Source organism: Methylovorus glucosotrophus, assembly GCF_009858335.1.
Classification (GTDB): domain Bacteria; phylum Pseudomonadota; class Gammaproteobacteria; order Burkholderiales; family Methylophilaceae; genus Methylovorus; species Methylovorus glucosotrophus.
This window is the reverse complement of sequence record NZ_VMSE01000001.1, coordinates 1,268,057-1,281,894: the sequence shown is the minus strand read 5'-3', so window position 1 is coordinate 1,281,894 and position 13,838 is coordinate 1,268,057. Positions and strand designations below refer to the sequence as shown.

Sequence of the window (13,838 nt, the reverse complement as noted above, 5' to 3'; positions counted from 1 at the left end):
TAATATGTGTTAGTATTTTTTAAAGACACCTCATCAGGAGCAAGTGATGTTCCGCCAGTTATTCGAGCCCAACTCCTCTACCTATACCTATCTGATTACCGATGGCGATCAAGCCCTGCTGATCGACCCCGTCATTACCGAAATCGATATTTACCTCGCCCTGTTGGCAGAGCACCAGCTGGAACTGGCATGGACGCTGGAAACCCATGTGCATGCCGATCACATCACGGCAGGCGGTGAGTTGCGCCAACGCATAGGCTCGCGCAGCGCTGTCGGCGCCTTATGCGGTGCCAGCGCTGCAGACCGGCAACTGAAAGATGGCGACAGCGTCCAGCTTGGCAACGAGCAGCTTCAGGTGATTGCGACGCCCGGCCATACGCCCGGCAGCGTGTCTTTTCTGTGGAAAGATCGCGTATTTACTGGTGATTCACTGCTCATCAATGGGTGCGGACGCACCGACTTCCAGGGCGGCGATGCGGGCGTGCTTTACGACAGTATCAGCCAACGTCTTTTCACGCTGCCGGATGAAACCCTGGTCTACCCCGGGCATGATTATCAGGGGCGCCGCGTCAGCTGCATCGGGCAGGAAAAAACCATCAATCCGCGGTTGGCAGGCAAGTCTCGTGATGCTTTCATCGAGATCATGGCATCGCTCGATTTGCCCAAACCGCGCCTGATCGATATCGCGGTGCCGGCCAACCGGCGTTGCGGGGTCGATGAAGAAGTGGCACCGCAGGGCTGAGCAGCAAGACAGGGTATAATGGCGATCTTTCTTCACGCCTTTTGCCCTTGTCATGAGCCAGTCCGAGATTCAACGCCGCCGTACCTTTGCCATTATTTCCCACCCGGATGCGGGTAAAACCACCCTCACCGAAAAACTGCTGTGGTTCGGTGGCGCCATTCAGGTCGCCGGTGAAGTACGTGGGCGCAAAGCCGCACGCCATGCCACGTCTGACTGGATGGAACTGGAAAAGCAACGTGGCATCTCGGTCACGTCGTCGGTGATGCAGTTCCCTTACCGCGAACACATGATCAATCTGCTGGATACCCCCGGCCACGATGACTTTTCGGAAGATACCTATCGCACCCTTACCGCCGTCGACTCGGCCGTCATGGTGATCGACTCGGTAAACGGCGTGGAAGCGCAGACCATCAAGCTACTGAATGTATGCCGCATGCGCGATACGCCTATCCTCACCTTCATCAACAAGCTGGATCGCGAAAGCCGTGCGCCGATTGAGTTGCTGGACGAAATCGAGTCAACCCTGGGCATGCAATGCGCGCCCATGACCTGGCCTATCGGCATGGGCAAAAGCTTCCGTGGGGTGTATCACCTCTATAACGACAGCATTTCCTTCTTTGATCCGCACGCCGAAAAAGGCACCTCGGAAACCATCCAGGGGCTGGATAATCCGCGCCTGGACGAACTGATAGGCTCGCAGGCAGAAGAACTGCGCATTGATGTTGAGCTGGTGCGTGGCGCTTCCAGTACCTTTGATAAAGAAGCCTATCTCTCCGGCAAGCAAACCCCGGTGTTTTTTGGCTCGGCCATTAACAACTTTGGCGTGCAATCGCTGCTGGATGCCGTAGTTGAGCTGTCCCCCTCGCCCCTGCCCCGCAATACGGCCAGCCGTGAAGTGGCGCCCGGCGATGCCAAGTTCTCCGGCTTTGTGTTCAAGATACAAGCCAATATGGACCCCAAGCATCGCGACCGTATCGCCTTCTTGCGCGTATGTTCCGGCCGCTTTGAGCGCGGCATGAAAATCAAGCAGGTCGCCAGCGGCAAGATGCTGGCGGTGAATAATGCCATTACTTTCATGGCACAAGACCGCAACACCACGGACGAAGCCTGGGCAGGCGATATTATCGGCATTCCCAATCACGGCACGGTCAAGCTCGGCGATACCTTTACCGAGGGCGAAGACCTCAAGTTCACCGGCATCCCTTCGTTCGCGCCCGAGTTTTTCCGCCGTGCCCGACTGAAGAATCCGCTCAAGATGAAGCAACTGCAAAAAGGCCTGCAGCAGCTGGCGGAAGAAGGCGCCTCGCAATTGTTTCGCCCGCTGATGAGCAATGATCTGATTCTGGGCGCTGTTGGTACCTTGCAGTTTGATGTGGTTGCCCACCGCCTTGAGCATGAATACGGCGTGGATGTGGTATTTGAAAGTTACGACTGCTCTACCGCACGCTGGTTGCGCGGATCGGATGCCGATCTCAAGGCGATTGCCGACAAGTATGGCTTCAACGTTGCGCTGGATGGTGCCAACGAGTATGTTTACCTGGCGCCTAACCGCGTCAATCTGCAGATGGCACAAGAGCGTTACCCGGACATTCAATTTCTGGAAACCCGCGAAATTTTCTGATGTCAGAACGCTAGCTGAGCATTACCGTTTAAGCAGGACCATCGTTCAACTCTCGACTGATAATACGAGAGATCATCAGGGGGTAATACCATGTGTGCAGAAAAATGCCGATTGCGCGAACTGGATATTTTCAAACCCAACACCGCGCAAGAGTTGGAGTTCATGAAGAGCATCCGCTTGCGTAACGTCAAGTTCCCAGCGGGTAAAACCATCGTCAACGAGCGGGCATCGAGTGCCCAGCTCTACACCTTGCTTGAGGGCTGGGCTATCCGGCACAAAACCCTCAAGAATGGCCGTCGCCAGATACTCAACATCATGTTCCCGGGCGATCTGATTGGCCTGCAGCAAAACCTGCTGGACGAAAGCACCAGCAGTGTGGAAGCGATTACTGAAGTCGAATTATGCGAGCTGGATAAAAACAAGCTGTGGCTGCTCTACCAGTCGTTTCCATCCCTCGCCTATGACATCACCTGGATCTGTGCGCATGAAGAACAGATTGTGGATGACAATCTGCTGAATGTCGGGGCGCGTTCGGCCGTGGAAAAAATTGCCATGCTGATTCTGCATGTGTTCAAGCGTTATCGGGCGCTCTACCCCGAAGCGGGCAAAGTCATTCCGTTTCCACTGAACCAGCAGGATGTTGCCGATGCGCTGGGGCTTTCACTGGCGCATACCAACAAGTCATTGAAAAAACTGGAGAAGCTTGGCTTGCATAGAATTCAGGATGGCAAACTGACCATCATGAATGAAAAAGCGCTGGCTACCGTGGCGGATTACTTCGAATCACCGATCACGCCGAGACCGCTGATCTGCTGATGCAATACCTCCGGGGCCATGCCAGCGCCCCGGATCAAATGGCTTGAAACTAGGCTTTTTTCGTCAGCCAGGACATCTTGATGCTCTGCGCGCCGATATCAAACACGACATCGGCATCGTCCGCCAATAGCTGCAGGGCCGCACGGTCAATAATGGCATTCGGAGCATCCACTGGGCGCTGCGCGTTAACATCATAAAGGGGATGCGTGATCACAATCTCCAGGCGCCTGGGGTCCTGAAAATGGATATGCAGATCGATAGGCTGCTGGGCATGATCTTCGATGTAGCACAACAAGCCCAGCCATGCATACAAAAAGGGCGATTCGCGCACCAGGGCATAATCCACGCCGGTATCCTCTGGCAGCCGCTCAACCGAGATATTGCGCAGGGTCAGAAATCCTGACATGAGCTTGAGGCCTGACGCCACAATATCCTCAGGCAAGGCTTCATTGTCGCTGGATTCATCCCATATACTCAGGGCGCGAATGCCCAATACCGCTTCTTCCAGTTGCAGGTCTATCTTGTTCAGACGCTCCAGCGTCTTGCCTTTATTAAGCACATCTTTTTCAATATTGCGCCGCATGATGGAGTGATTCATGCGGCTGACAGAAATCGGCCCCAGCAGATTATGGCGCAGCACCGAAAATACCTTGAGGAATACATGATGCCGTATGCCAGCCAATTGCCAGTGGGTGTGCGACGATGCTGACTCTTGTATTGTTGTCGTCATTCTTAATCCCTTCGTCGTAAAGTCCGCGATTAAGCGGTACTGCTCAGAATGCGGTTCAGCACAGCGAGGTCTATTGGTTTTTCCAGGTAATGATCAAATACCTTGGTCGCCTCGACGGCTGCCGCATCTTTTGCTGAGTGTCCGCTGACGGCGATAAATCGCGTGTTTGGCCCCAGTCTTTTATCCTGCACTTGCTTCAACAACACCAGCCCATGCATATCTGGCAAATTCAGGTCCATGAATACCAGATCAAATGCCCCATCATTCAGTTTTTGCATGGCGGATTGCCCATTCACCACCCACTCCACTTCATGCCCTAATAGTTCCAGCAACTCTTTAAAGGTAGCCCCTGCTTCCGGGTAATCTTCCACAATCAGAATACTTTTTTTCATGACCCCTGCAGTTCTATTCTAACGGTTTGATTTTATATATATTTTACATTTATAAGTTTAATATTTTTGAATCTAATGCGAAATTCTTTGCGCGGCTTCATCCCCCAGAATCGTGCACGGCAAATGCACAATAAAACTCACATAGCCTTCTGCATGTTCATAGCGAATATCCCCCTGATGGGCCGCGATGATCTGGTGGGCAATATAGAGGCCCAGCCCCAGGCCAGACTTGTTACGCTCACTTACTCCCTGCCGGCGCTTGAAGGGGTCAAACAACACGCCTACCGTCTCGGCCGGGATTTCTGGGCCGGCATTTTTCACATGAAGGTTAACTTTCTCCGTATCGCGACTCAGCAAAACCCTCACCGGCTGGCCTGCCAGCCCATGGTGACGGGCATTACTGAGCAAGTTGGATAGCACCTGTGCAATACGGTCGGCATCCACCTGCGCTTCTATGTTGTCCGGGATATCGGCCTCTACCTGAATATCCGGATATGCGGTGACATGCTCAGCCAGCATGTCACGCACCAACAGCGATATATCGGTAGGCTGTATATCCAGCGGCAATCCAAGCCCGGCCTGCAAACGGCTCATGTCCAGCACCTGATGCACCAATCGCTTCATGCGCATGCTGGAATTCTTGATACGCTCGCCCAGCTTGTTCGAACTCGCCCCGTCCTGCATTTCCAGCATTTGCGCCGCCATGGTGATGGAGTTGAGCGGGTCACGCAGATCGTGTCCCAGCATGGCCATGAGCTGGATACGGTGACGCTCGTTGCGGGCATTATGGGCATTGCAGGTTTTCAATAAATCCATACGCAATTCCTGGGCCATGGCCACATCCAGCGGACTCCAGGCCTCAGATTGCCCTTGAACGGTCTCTTTCCACTCTGCAAAGGAGCCGCGCGGCGTCAACCTTGGTCCCAGGGGGCCTATCTTGTATTGCTTCTCCGGCTTGCCGCCCCAGCGTATGGTATGGATGAGTTCGCGCCGGATAAACAGCAGCCAGCTCTTGTGCACCTTATCGATCGAGATTGCCATGACACCGCAGATATCGCCCATGACCGAACGCAGATTGGCGGGGACATCTTCGACCTTGTGGGTGGCATATACATCGGGCAGCGACTGATTCAGCCAGAATAGCCAGGCCCGTATGAATGCCTCGGGGACGTCACCAGTGACGGCGCTTTTGCCATCGTAACTGATCACGGCTGCATCCGAGGGGATCAAGCCTGCCATGTCCCCGATCGCACTGCGGAGCTGGCTACCAAAATCTTCAGCGTCCATCAGTGCTGGCAACAGGGTCACACGCAATTCGGCGACCTGTTCACGACGGGTATGCGCTTCAACGGCTTGCAGGCGCTGTATTTCAGAAGAGAGTATGGTGCCCAGCATATGGCAGCTCATACGCACTTCACGGCTGATGCGATGGGGCTGCATGTGATGGCAGGCAATCATGCCCCACAGCTGCCCATCAATCACAATCGAAATGCTCATGGAGGCAGCAACCCCCATGTTCTGCAAATATTCAATATGGATAGGTGAGACGCTACGCAGCTGGCAAAAACTCATGTCCAGCGGCGGCATGCCGGGCCTCTGCAACAAGGTGACCGGCGGCTCATCCACGTCGGCAATCAGCCGCAGGGTATTCAGCAAATACAGACGCCTGGCCTGTTGCGGAATATCCGCCGCAGGATAGCGTCGACCACGCCAATCCTCCAGGCTTGAATGACGAGCCTCGGCGACAACTTCGCCACTGCCATCCTGGCGAAAGCGATAGGCCATGACCCGGTCAAACCCCGTCAACTCCCGGTAGTGGTCGGTGACGCGCTGCAAAAGAGTTTCAATATCGGTCTGGTCCCGCAGATCATTCAATAACTGCTGAAAATGCGTGGAAAAAAACACATGCTGATCAGAGCCAGCCAGAACCGGCTCAATTTCTGCCACCACCATATCGCCTGCTGCCACATGCAGCATCAGTTCAAATACCCCATGCGGCGTGTGTATATGGCATACCCGGGTGTTTTGCTGCGATACGAGATAGTCTGAAATCAATGAGGACGCGCCGGTGAGCTTTGACAGATGGTGCGCCTGCAAGGACTGCCCCAGCATCGGCACATCGCCCAGAAACTCTGCGGCATTCTCGCTGCAATATTGCAAGGTGCCGTCCAGATCAAACGCCAGCAAGGCGCCATAAGATTGAATGGCGCCCGCCAGATGAATGGGCTCCTGATCGCAATTCTGCAAATTGACACTAATTTGCATGGCTAGCCTGAACGAGAGCAGATGGGTGATAGATTTTCAAACACAAGGCAAAGGCATCGCGTGCGCCTTGTTCGGCGGCTGTCTCGCCCGCCTCATCCAGGCATTGATTATCCAGGGCATGGGCAAAGGTCTGCCATGGCGTGCGCCCATGGCTAAGTGCCAGCCTGAAGAAATGCGGTATGCGATCAGGGGCGATTTGCGCGATGCGTGGGTATAGCGCGATAGCGCCGAGCATGGAGCCTTCAATCACGTACTGCATGCCCCAGCGATAGCCTGTGAGCGACGCGGCAGATACTGGCAGGGCTGGCGACGGATCAACATGCATGTGCGCGGGAGCAGGCAGTTCCAGATCAACACAAAGCGAACGCAATCTGCGCAGGTTGGATTCGGCGACATGCGCAGGCAAGGAATCAGGCATGGCATGTATCTGGGGAAGCATTTGCAGCAGCCAGGCATGAAAAAGGCCGAGATGATCCAGCACATCAGCATAGGCAGCCTGTGGAGCCGATATGCGGAGGCGAGCATCCAACTCGCGATGCAAGGGCTGCGTGGCGGTACGCAAACGCTGCATCAGCTGAGAGACTCCATTCTTACTGCGGGCAGAGACCGTCAAGCATGTAGCCTTTCCTGTTTTTTGAATTGTTATTTTTTGGATAATTATAGGGAAAGTAGGAATTGTCCGATATGTCATTTGACATAGTGCATTCGGACTAACGATCAAGTGGGAATTCAATAAACACGCGGGTAACGGATGATCAGAAAGCGGTTTCCCGATCAATAAACTCCCCTATCGCTTGCACTACACGCCCGTCCCCCTGAAACGGTCGCGCCAGCCGCAGCGCCATGCCTATGTGCCCTTCGTTCTCAAAGTAGCACAACTCCACCCTGCCGCCTGCTTTCTGGATATGCTGGGCCAGGCTCTCACTATTACGTGGAAGTACGGTCTCATCCTTGCGCCCCACCAGCAACAGCACAGGCGGATTCGGTGGCTGCAGCACATTCACTGGCTGCGCCAGATATTGCAAGTGCTCCCCAGGAAAAACAGCCTTCAACCTGGCCGTCTGCAAGGGCAGAAAATCATAAGGGCCCGCCAGACCAATAATGCCTCGCAGATCCATAGGCGACATGGCCTGTGCCTGAAGATATGTGGGATCAAGCGCCAGCAAGGCGGCAATATGGGCCCCCGCAGAATGCCCGGCTACAAATATGCGCCCGGGGTCGCCACCATACTCCGCAATATGCCTATGCACCCACGCCACTGCCGCCGCCGCATCTTCGACGAATGCCGGAAAAACGACTTCAGGGTATTTCCGATAGTCCGGAATAACGACGCTATACCCTCGCGCCGTCAATGCTTCGGCAACAAAGCGATAGTCCTGCCGCCGCCCGGACTCCCAGCTGCCACCATAAAAAAACACCACTACCGCACGACTCTGGCCGTGAGCGGGAACATAGACATCGAGCGCATTGCCATGGCTCTGCTGATACACAATATCCGGCTGAAGACGGTAGCCGCTGGATGGAATCATGGCATTCATCCAGCGAACCGGCGAGCAGGCACTGCAAAGCAATGCAATAAAAGCAAACAAAGTGCGTTTGGTCATCGAGTGAGAGCAGGAAATGAAAAATGAAGAACTTGCCCTATATACGCAAAGCAAGCCAAAGCAGATTCAGAACGGTGTTGCCACAAAAAATTCAGGCAAAAAAATGGGCCTGCAGGTGCAGGCCCGAAATATTGTTGGGGGGGTATCCAACAACAGGGAAGAGACTCCATATTAGCGTCGCCCCCATTTATTGTTGTGTTGATAGTCACAGCAAAGCCAGAATGCGCGTAGCCCAGATCACATCGACGATAGATGGCCGTATTCAGACCATGATTCATGCAGGAATGACCGCCGGGAGCGGCATTGAAGACAAAGCGGTGAGTAAAGACCAAGGCGTCAAATGGTATCGCTGATGGCTTGCAACTGTTGAAAGCAGGTCATGATGGCGTCTATATTGCCCTTACTGTCACGCAAGGTTTCAAGATACCCCGGGGCTTCTGCCTGATCATTGAGGATATAGCCGACTTGCCAGAGCGGATTCAATCCATTCACCGCATCCGCTAGCTTGCCGTAATACAGAATCTCTTTATGCACGCCTTTTTGCAACGCATCCATCGTATGTTCGGCTTTCACGATGCTGAGGGGGCTACCGACCAGCAGGTGAATAAAATACTCACCGTCATATATCATGGTGCCGCGTATCTGTTGCTCAATAAAAAAACGTCGATAAGTACGAATTTCGTTGCCGATATGGGTCAGGTCTACATTTTTGGCTTCCACGATATAACAGTAAGCCAACAAAATTTCTTTCATGGGGAATCAAATCACTCAGTATTAACAACACTATCCCTGCAGGATTCATACCCGAGCCACAAGGATACAAAAGCACTCTCAAGTCATTGATTTAAATCAATCCTGATTTAAATCAACTGTATGCCGCTCATGACATATCGTCGCTAGTGTCGGTATTCCGTCAAATGGCTGAAAAAGCCGGCAGGCCAGCACCAAATAACAAACCCCCAGCGCATACGAGAGCTTATGCACTGGGGGTTCAGAAAAGACGATGACTAAAGCGGTGTACCCAACAAGCCGATCAATCCGATAATGATCAGATACAAAGCGACAATGTAGTTCAGCAGCCGTGGCATGACGAGAATCAGTATGCCGGCTATCAAAGAAACAATGGGCCCAAGGGTAAGGTGTAGATTCATCGCACGCTCCTGTCTAGGTGGATAATTGAACAACGGCAAAATGGGATCACGGTTGAGCATCCTGGGATGCCGTGACAAATTTGGGTGTCACGCGCCAGATGGTGTTGCCCACATCATCGGCCACCAGCAAAGCCCCATGCTGATCGAGCACCAGGCCTACGGGCCGCCCCTGTGCTTCTTCATTTGCGTTAAGAAAACCCGTCAACACATCCTGCGACGTGCCGGAAGGTTTGCCATCGGCAAAGGGCACAAAAATCACTTTATATCCGCTCTTGGGATTACGGTTCCAAGAGCCATGCTGGCCGATGAACATGCCCTCCGCATAGGCTGATGGCAAGGTATTACCCTTGGCAGCGAGCAAGCCCAGCGATGCGGTATGAGGACCCAGCGCATAATCCGGAACGATTGCTTTGCTGACTTTCTCGGCATCCTGAGGCTGCACGCGGGTATCCACATGTTGTCCGTAGTAGCTGTATGGCCAGCCATAAAAAGCGTTTTCCTTGACGGAGGTCAGATAGTCCGGCACCAAGTCGCTACCAATTTCATCGCGCTCGTTCACCACGGTCCATAAAACGCCCGTTTGGGGTTCCCACGCCATGCCATTCGGATTGCGCAAGCCGGATGCAAATATCCGGTACTGCCCGTTTTCCGGATTGACCTCGAGAATGGCGGCGCGATCTTTTTCGATATCCATGCCATTCTCCGCCACGTTGCTGTTAGAGCCCACGGTGACATACAACTTGCTGCCATCGGGACTGGCAATCACATTCTTGGTCCAGTGATGGTTGATGCCGGCAGGCAAATCCACCACCTTTTCACCTGCGGCTTCAATATGATCCGCTCCCGGCGTATAGGGGAACTTGACCAGTGCATCCGCATTTGCCACATAGAAAGTATTGCCGACCAGCGCCATGCCAAATGGGGAATGCAGGCCTTCGATAAACACCTTGCGATAATCCGCTACACCATCGCCATCGGTATCACGCAGCAAGGTAATCCGGTCAGGACTTTTAACCCCTGCGCCAGCCCGCTGCATGAACCAGCCAGCAATCCACCCCCGCAGGCTGAATGTTTGGTCGTCTTTTTGCGGGGCATTGCTTTCCGCCACCAGAAGATCGCCATTGGGCAAGGTATACATCCAGCGCGGATGATCCAGGCCGCTGGCAAACCGGCGCACTTCTAGCCCTTCTGCCGCGATTGGTTTGGCACTGCCATCCCAGCCGACAGCCTTGGCGACATTGACCGTGGGGAGCAAGGTGGATTTGGGAGCTGGCAAGGCAGGCTTTGCGCCCATGCCATCGGTGACGGGAAGGTTTGCTGTATCGCCGCATCCGGCAAGGGCTAAAGCAATCAGGCTAATGGGTAAAATCTTTGATGCTGACATTCAATCATTCCTTACGCTGCAAAATAAAACATGCTGTCAGTATATGCCCCGATGGCATTAGCGCCTGTCAGCGATGCCATGTGACACATGTAGGACCCTTCCTACACACGCAGGATATTCAGGCGTCGCTCAAACCTTATTCAAACAAACCATCTGTTAGCTATACCGACAGGTACGCTATTCCTCTGCTCTGAATATAGCGTTATATTGCCAGCATGATAATAAAAATGAGCACAGCTCAAGTTGCGCCTGAAGCCGCTGTTCCGCGCGATTGAAGCAAGTGCCCATATAACATCGACCAGCATTAAGACAAGAACAAACTTGCCGTTATAGCAATATACAAAGCTGGATACTAGGATGAGGGAAGATCACTTACTGGCATGGGCATACAAGCGTCAGACAGGTCATTGCTCCACAAAATTGGCAAAATAAAACCATGGGGAGGAGATGGGAAGCTCTGGCCATGGCTGATTTTGGTGATTTGCCTCAGCGTGACATATCAGCTTTGGCATCAGACCAGAGAACAGGAGTCTCTGAAACTCGAAGCTGAGTTTGGCCTGAAGTCGCAACTGGTTGTGAACGAACTCGAGCAGTATCTTGCGGTTCAGGATCGGATGCTGCGCGGGGTGCAAAGCCTGTTCAAAGCCTCCAACTCGGTCGAGGAAGAAGAGTTTCTCGCCTATACCGACAGCCTGAAAAATCTGGACAATCATCAAGGCCTGCTGTGTGTGGCCTTTGCAGGCCTGGAACCTCCCCTACCCCCATCGAAGCGCGTGGGCCAGCCCTTGGCAGAGACTTCAACGCTGGATATTGAGAAACGCCATATCCCCGTTGTCTACAGCCAGCCCTTCTCGGGCAGTGATGCGTGTATCCGGCAAGACATCAAGACCCCCACCAGCCGGTTTACTGCCTTCAAGCAAGCCATGCAAAATGCTGAAACGCATATCACCCCGCCCATCATGCGGCAAAATCGCGCTTCCAATATTGCGACGCTAGACATGATCCTGCCCGTGTATTCGAACAGGATTCAGGATCAATCGATCGCCCAACGTGAACATCATATTCAGGGCTGGGTATTTTCCAGCTTTGACATCGCGACGCTGATGGGAGAAATATTTCAGCAGGAGATTTCAGAGCTTGCCATCCATATCACGGATATTTCAGAGTCCCGGGCACTATCGGTCTACCAGACGCCAGGCGCAGATAAGGTCAAGAATCCTCGCTACGAATCCTCCAGATATCTGGAAATACATGGCCGCGTGTGGAGTGTGCATATTGCCTCCAAGCCCGCTTTCGAAGCAGCGCTGGATCGCCATCGCTCCAGCCTGATCGCCGGCGCGGGGCTCGCGGTCAGCGTGCTGCTTTATCTGCTCAGCCGGCTGTTTGCCTACCGTACACAGACGCTGAAAACCATGCGTGACATGCACAAGGATCTCATCTTGAGCGAACAGCGCTGGAAATTCGCCCTGGAAGGTTCCGGGGATGGCGTCTGGGATTGGGATATCGAAAAAAATGAGGTAATCCGCTCTTCACGCTGGAAGACCATGCTGGGCATGGAGGACTGGGAAATGGGCCCCGAACTGGAAGCATGGAAAGAGCGGATTCACCCGGAGGATGTCTCCAGAGTGCTGAGCGACCTGGAAAAGTACATGAACGGGGAAACCACGCAATACATCAATGAGCATCGCCTGCTTTGCAAGGATGGCAGCTGGAAATGGATACTGGCACGTGGCATGGTGGTCGATTGGGCGGCGGATGGACGGCCGTTGCGCATGGTGGGCACGCATACCGATATCAGTAAGCTCAAGGAATCGGAAAGCCTGGTGTGGAAACAAGCCAACTTCGACCAGCTGACCGAGCTTCCCAATCGTCGGATGTTTTATGACCGACTGGCGCAGGAGATCAAGAAATCCAACCGCCTTGCCCTGCCCCTCGCACTGCTGTTTCTGGATCTGGACCATTTCAAGGAAGTGAATGACACGCTTGGCCATGACAAAGGCGACCAGTTGCTGCAAGAAGCCGCCCGCCGCATTAATCATTGCGTGCGCGATACCGACACCGTAGCCAGGCTGGGCGGCGATGAATTCATCGTTATCCTGAGCGAGCTGGAAGACTTGAACAGCATAGACCGCATTGCCCAAGCCATCCTGTGCAAGCTCAGCGCATCTTTCAAACTGGGCGAAGATATTGCGTTTGTATCGGCCAGTATGGGTATTACACTCTACCCAACGGATGCCAACAGCATCGATAATCTGCTCAAAAACGTGGATCAGGCGATGTATTCAGCCAAAGCCAGCGGCAGGAATCGCATCAGCTACTTTACGCCCTCCATGCAGCAAGCTGCCCACCAGAAAATGCTGATTACCAATGATCTGCGACTGGCGCTGCAGGAACAGCAGCTGCAAGTGCATTACCAGCCGATTATTCACCTGGCGAGCGGCACCATACAGAAGGCCGAGGCGCTACTGCGCTGGCATCATCCGCAACGTGGCATGGTGAGCCCTGCCGAATTCATTCCGATTGCCGAAGACACCGGCCTGATCATGGAGATAGGCGACTGGGTGTTTGAGCAGGCAATGGTGCAGGTCAAGAAATGGCAGCAGCAGCGCGGGGCGCATTTCCAGATCAGCGTGAATAAATCGCCTGTGCAGTTCAAGAACGATAGCTCCACGCACGACCAATGGCTGGATTACATGAAACAGCTAGGCCTGGTGGGTCAGAGCCTGGTGGTGGAAATTACCGAGGGGCTTTTGCTGGATACCAGTCAGAATGTCTCCAAAAAACTGCTGGCGTTTCGCGATGCCGGGATTCAGGTGGCACTGGATGACTTTGGTACCGGCTACTCTTCATTGGCTTATTTGCGCCGGTTTGACATTGATTACATCAAGATCGACCAATCCTTTGTGCGCAATATCTCCACGCAGCCAGACGATCTCGCACTGTGTGAATCCATCATCGCCATGGCGCACAAGCTGGGTTTGAGCGTGATCGCAGAAGGCATAGAAACGGAAGAGCAATGTGCCCTGCTGAAAGCGGCGGGTTGTGATTACGGCCAAGGTTACTGGTTCTCGCCCGCCGTCCCAGCCGATAAATTTGAAACGCTGGCGTTTTAAGCTCAGCGGCAACAGTAAAG

At 53.6% G+C, this 13,838-nt stretch carries 14 protein-coding genes; 6 read left to right on the top strand and 8 right to left on the bottom strand.

All coding sequences use genetic code 11. From position 1 onward, the window contains the following. Window positions 1-46 precede the first annotated feature (46 nt). The 3 genes from FNL37_RS05980 (at window position 47) to FNL37_RS05970 (ending at window position 3,179) form a co-directional block, all read left to right on the top strand. Window positions 47-742 carry an MBL fold metallo-hydrolase gene (locus FNL37_RS05980; RefSeq protein ID WP_159355505.1) on the top strand — a complete coding sequence of 232 codons (696 nt, stop codon included), beginning with the start codon at window positions 47-49 and terminating at the stop codon, window positions 740-742. A gap of 52 nt (window positions 743-794) precedes the next feature. Continuing rightward, the gene (locus tag FNL37_RS05975; protein WP_159355503.1) at window positions 795-2,363 is read left to right on the top strand and encodes a peptide chain release factor 3; all 1,569 of its coding nucleotides are present in this window, start codon (window positions 795-797) and stop codon (window positions 2,361-2,363) included. Window positions 2,364-2,453: 90 nt separating this feature from the next. Next, entirely contained in the window at window positions 2,454-3,179 is a 726-nt protein-coding gene (locus FNL37_RS05970; protein WP_159355501.1) for a Crp/Fnr family transcriptional regulator, read from the top strand. Window positions 3,180-3,228: 49 nt separating this feature from the next. Here the strand turns inward: FNL37_RS05970 and FNL37_RS05965 are convergent, their stop codons facing one another. The 5 genes from FNL37_RS05965 to FNL37_RS05945 all read right to left on the bottom strand — a co-directional run bounded on the left by FNL37_RS05965 (window position 3,229) and on the right by FNL37_RS05945 (window position 8,095). Then, a complete protein-coding gene (locus FNL37_RS05965; protein ID WP_159355500.1) occupies window positions 3,229-3,909 on the bottom strand; it encodes a hypothetical protein in 681 nt (226 codons plus the stop codon). A 29-nt stretch (window positions 3,910-3,938) separates the two neighbouring features. Then, window positions 3,939-4,301 carry a response regulator gene (locus FNL37_RS05960; RefSeq protein ID WP_015830250.1) on the bottom strand — a complete coding sequence of 121 codons (363 nt, stop codon included), beginning with the start codon at window positions 4,299-4,301 and terminating at the stop codon, window positions 3,939-3,941. 72 nt (window positions 4,302-4,373) lie between these two features. Then, window positions 4,374-6,566: an ATP-binding protein gene (locus tag FNL37_RS05955; protein ID WP_159355498.1), complete on the bottom strand. Its 2,193-nt coding sequence runs from the start codon at window positions 6,564-6,566 to the stop codon at window positions 4,374-4,376. Further along, window positions 6,556-7,137: a biliverdin-producing heme oxygenase gene (locus FNL37_RS05950; protein WP_159355496.1), complete on the bottom strand. Its 582-nt coding sequence runs from the start codon at window positions 7,135-7,137 to the stop codon at window positions 6,556-6,558. Before FNL37_RS05950 ends, FNL37_RS05955 begins: the two co-directional genes overlap by 11 nt. Window positions 7,138-7,321: 184 nt before the next feature. Continuing rightward, entirely contained in the window at window positions 7,322-8,095 is a 774-nt protein-coding gene (locus FNL37_RS05945; protein ID WP_244948215.1) for an alpha/beta hydrolase, read from the bottom strand. Window positions 8,096-8,186: 91 nt separating this feature from the next. Here FNL37_RS05945 and FNL37_RS13895 point away from each other — a divergent pair, with 91 nt between their 5' ends. Then, the gene (locus tag FNL37_RS13895) at window positions 8,187-8,345 is read left to right on the top strand and encodes a hypothetical protein (RefSeq protein ID WP_170291270.1); all 159 of its coding nucleotides are present in this window, start codon (window positions 8,187-8,189) and stop codon (window positions 8,343-8,345) included. Window positions 8,346-8,391: 46 nt separating this feature from the next. Beyond that, window positions 8,392-8,523 (top strand): hypothetical protein, encoded by a 132-nt coding sequence (locus FNL37_RS14070; RefSeq protein WP_280526109.1) that lies wholly within the window; start codon window positions 8,392-8,394, stop codon window positions 8,521-8,523. Here the strand turns inward: FNL37_RS14070 and FNL37_RS05940 are convergent. The 3 genes from FNL37_RS05940 to FNL37_RS05930 form a co-directional block, all read right to left on the bottom strand. Continuing rightward, complete coding sequence (locus FNL37_RS05940; protein ID WP_159355493.1) at window positions 8,507-8,923, bottom strand: hypothetical protein; 417 nt, start codon at window positions 8,921-8,923, stop codon at window positions 8,507-8,509. The two genes, FNL37_RS14070 and FNL37_RS05940, sit on opposite strands and share 17 nt — an antisense overlap. A 254-nt stretch (window positions 8,924-9,177) precedes the next feature. Beyond that, the gene (locus FNL37_RS14065) at window positions 9,178-9,321 is read right to left on the bottom strand and encodes a DUF3096 domain-containing protein (RefSeq protein ID WP_013442439.1); all 144 of its coding nucleotides are present in this window, start codon (window positions 9,319-9,321) and stop codon (window positions 9,178-9,180) included. A 46-nt stretch (window positions 9,322-9,367) separates the two neighbouring features. After that, window positions 9,368-10,705, bottom strand: a complete 1,338-nt coding sequence (locus FNL37_RS05930) for a PQQ-dependent sugar dehydrogenase (RefSeq protein ID WP_159355491.1) — start codon at window positions 10,703-10,705, stop codon at window positions 9,368-9,370. A gap of 491 nt (window positions 10,706-11,196) precedes the next feature. On the opposite strand from FNL37_RS05930, the gene FNL37_RS05925 reads away from it, so the two are divergent. Further along, window positions 11,197-13,818 carry a bifunctional diguanylate cyclase/phosphodiesterase gene (locus FNL37_RS05925; RefSeq protein WP_244948214.1) on the top strand — a complete coding sequence of 874 codons (2,622 nt, stop codon included), beginning with the start codon at window positions 11,197-11,199 and terminating at the stop codon, window positions 13,816-13,818. Window positions 13,819-13,838 lie beyond the last annotated feature (20 nt).

Coding starts and splice junctions, on each gene's coding strand:
- FNL37_RS05980 (WP_159355505.1), top strand. CDS start 47: ATGTTCCGCCAGTTATTCGAGCCCAACTCCTCTACCTATACCTATCTG.
- FNL37_RS05975 (WP_159355503.1), top strand. CDS start 795: ATGAGCCAGTCCGAGATTCAACGCCGCCGTACCTTTGCCATTATTTCC.
- FNL37_RS05970 (WP_159355501.1), top strand. CDS start 2,454: ATGTGTGCAGAAAAATGCCGATTGCGCGAACTGGATATTTTCAAACCC.
- FNL37_RS05965 (WP_159355500.1), bottom strand. CDS start 3,909: ATGACGACAACAATACAAGAGTCAGCATCGTCGCACACCCACTGGCAA.
- FNL37_RS05960 (WP_015830250.1), bottom strand. CDS start 4,301: ATGAAAAAAAGTATTCTGATTGTGGAAGATTACCCGGAAGCAGGGGCT.
- FNL37_RS05955 (WP_159355498.1), bottom strand. CDS start 6,566: ATGCAAATTAGTGTCAATTTGCAGAATTGCGATCAGGAGCCCATTCAT.
- FNL37_RS05950 (WP_159355496.1), bottom strand. CDS start 7,137: ATGCAGCGTTTGCGTACCGCCACGCAGCCCTTGCATCGCGAGTTGGAT.
- FNL37_RS05945 (WP_244948215.1), bottom strand. CDS start 8,095: ATGATTCCATCCAGCGGCTACCGTCTTCAGCCGGATATTGTGTATCAG.
- FNL37_RS13895 (WP_170291270.1), top strand. CDS start 8,187: ATGAAAAATGAAGAACTTGCCCTATATACGCAAAGCAAGCCAAAGCAG.
- FNL37_RS14070 (WP_280526109.1), top strand. CDS start 8,392: ATGCGCGTAGCCCAGATCACATCGACGATAGATGGCCGTATTCAGACC.
- FNL37_RS05940 (WP_159355493.1), bottom strand. CDS start 8,923: ATGAAAGAAATTTTGTTGGCTTACTGTTATATCGTGGAAGCCAAAAAT.
- FNL37_RS14065 (WP_013442439.1), bottom strand. CDS start 9,321: ATGAATCTACACCTTACCCTTGGGCCCATTGTTTCTTTGATAGCCGGC.
- FNL37_RS05930 (WP_159355491.1), bottom strand. CDS start 10,705: ATGTCAGCATCAAAGATTTTACCCATTAGCCTGATTGCTTTAGCCCTT.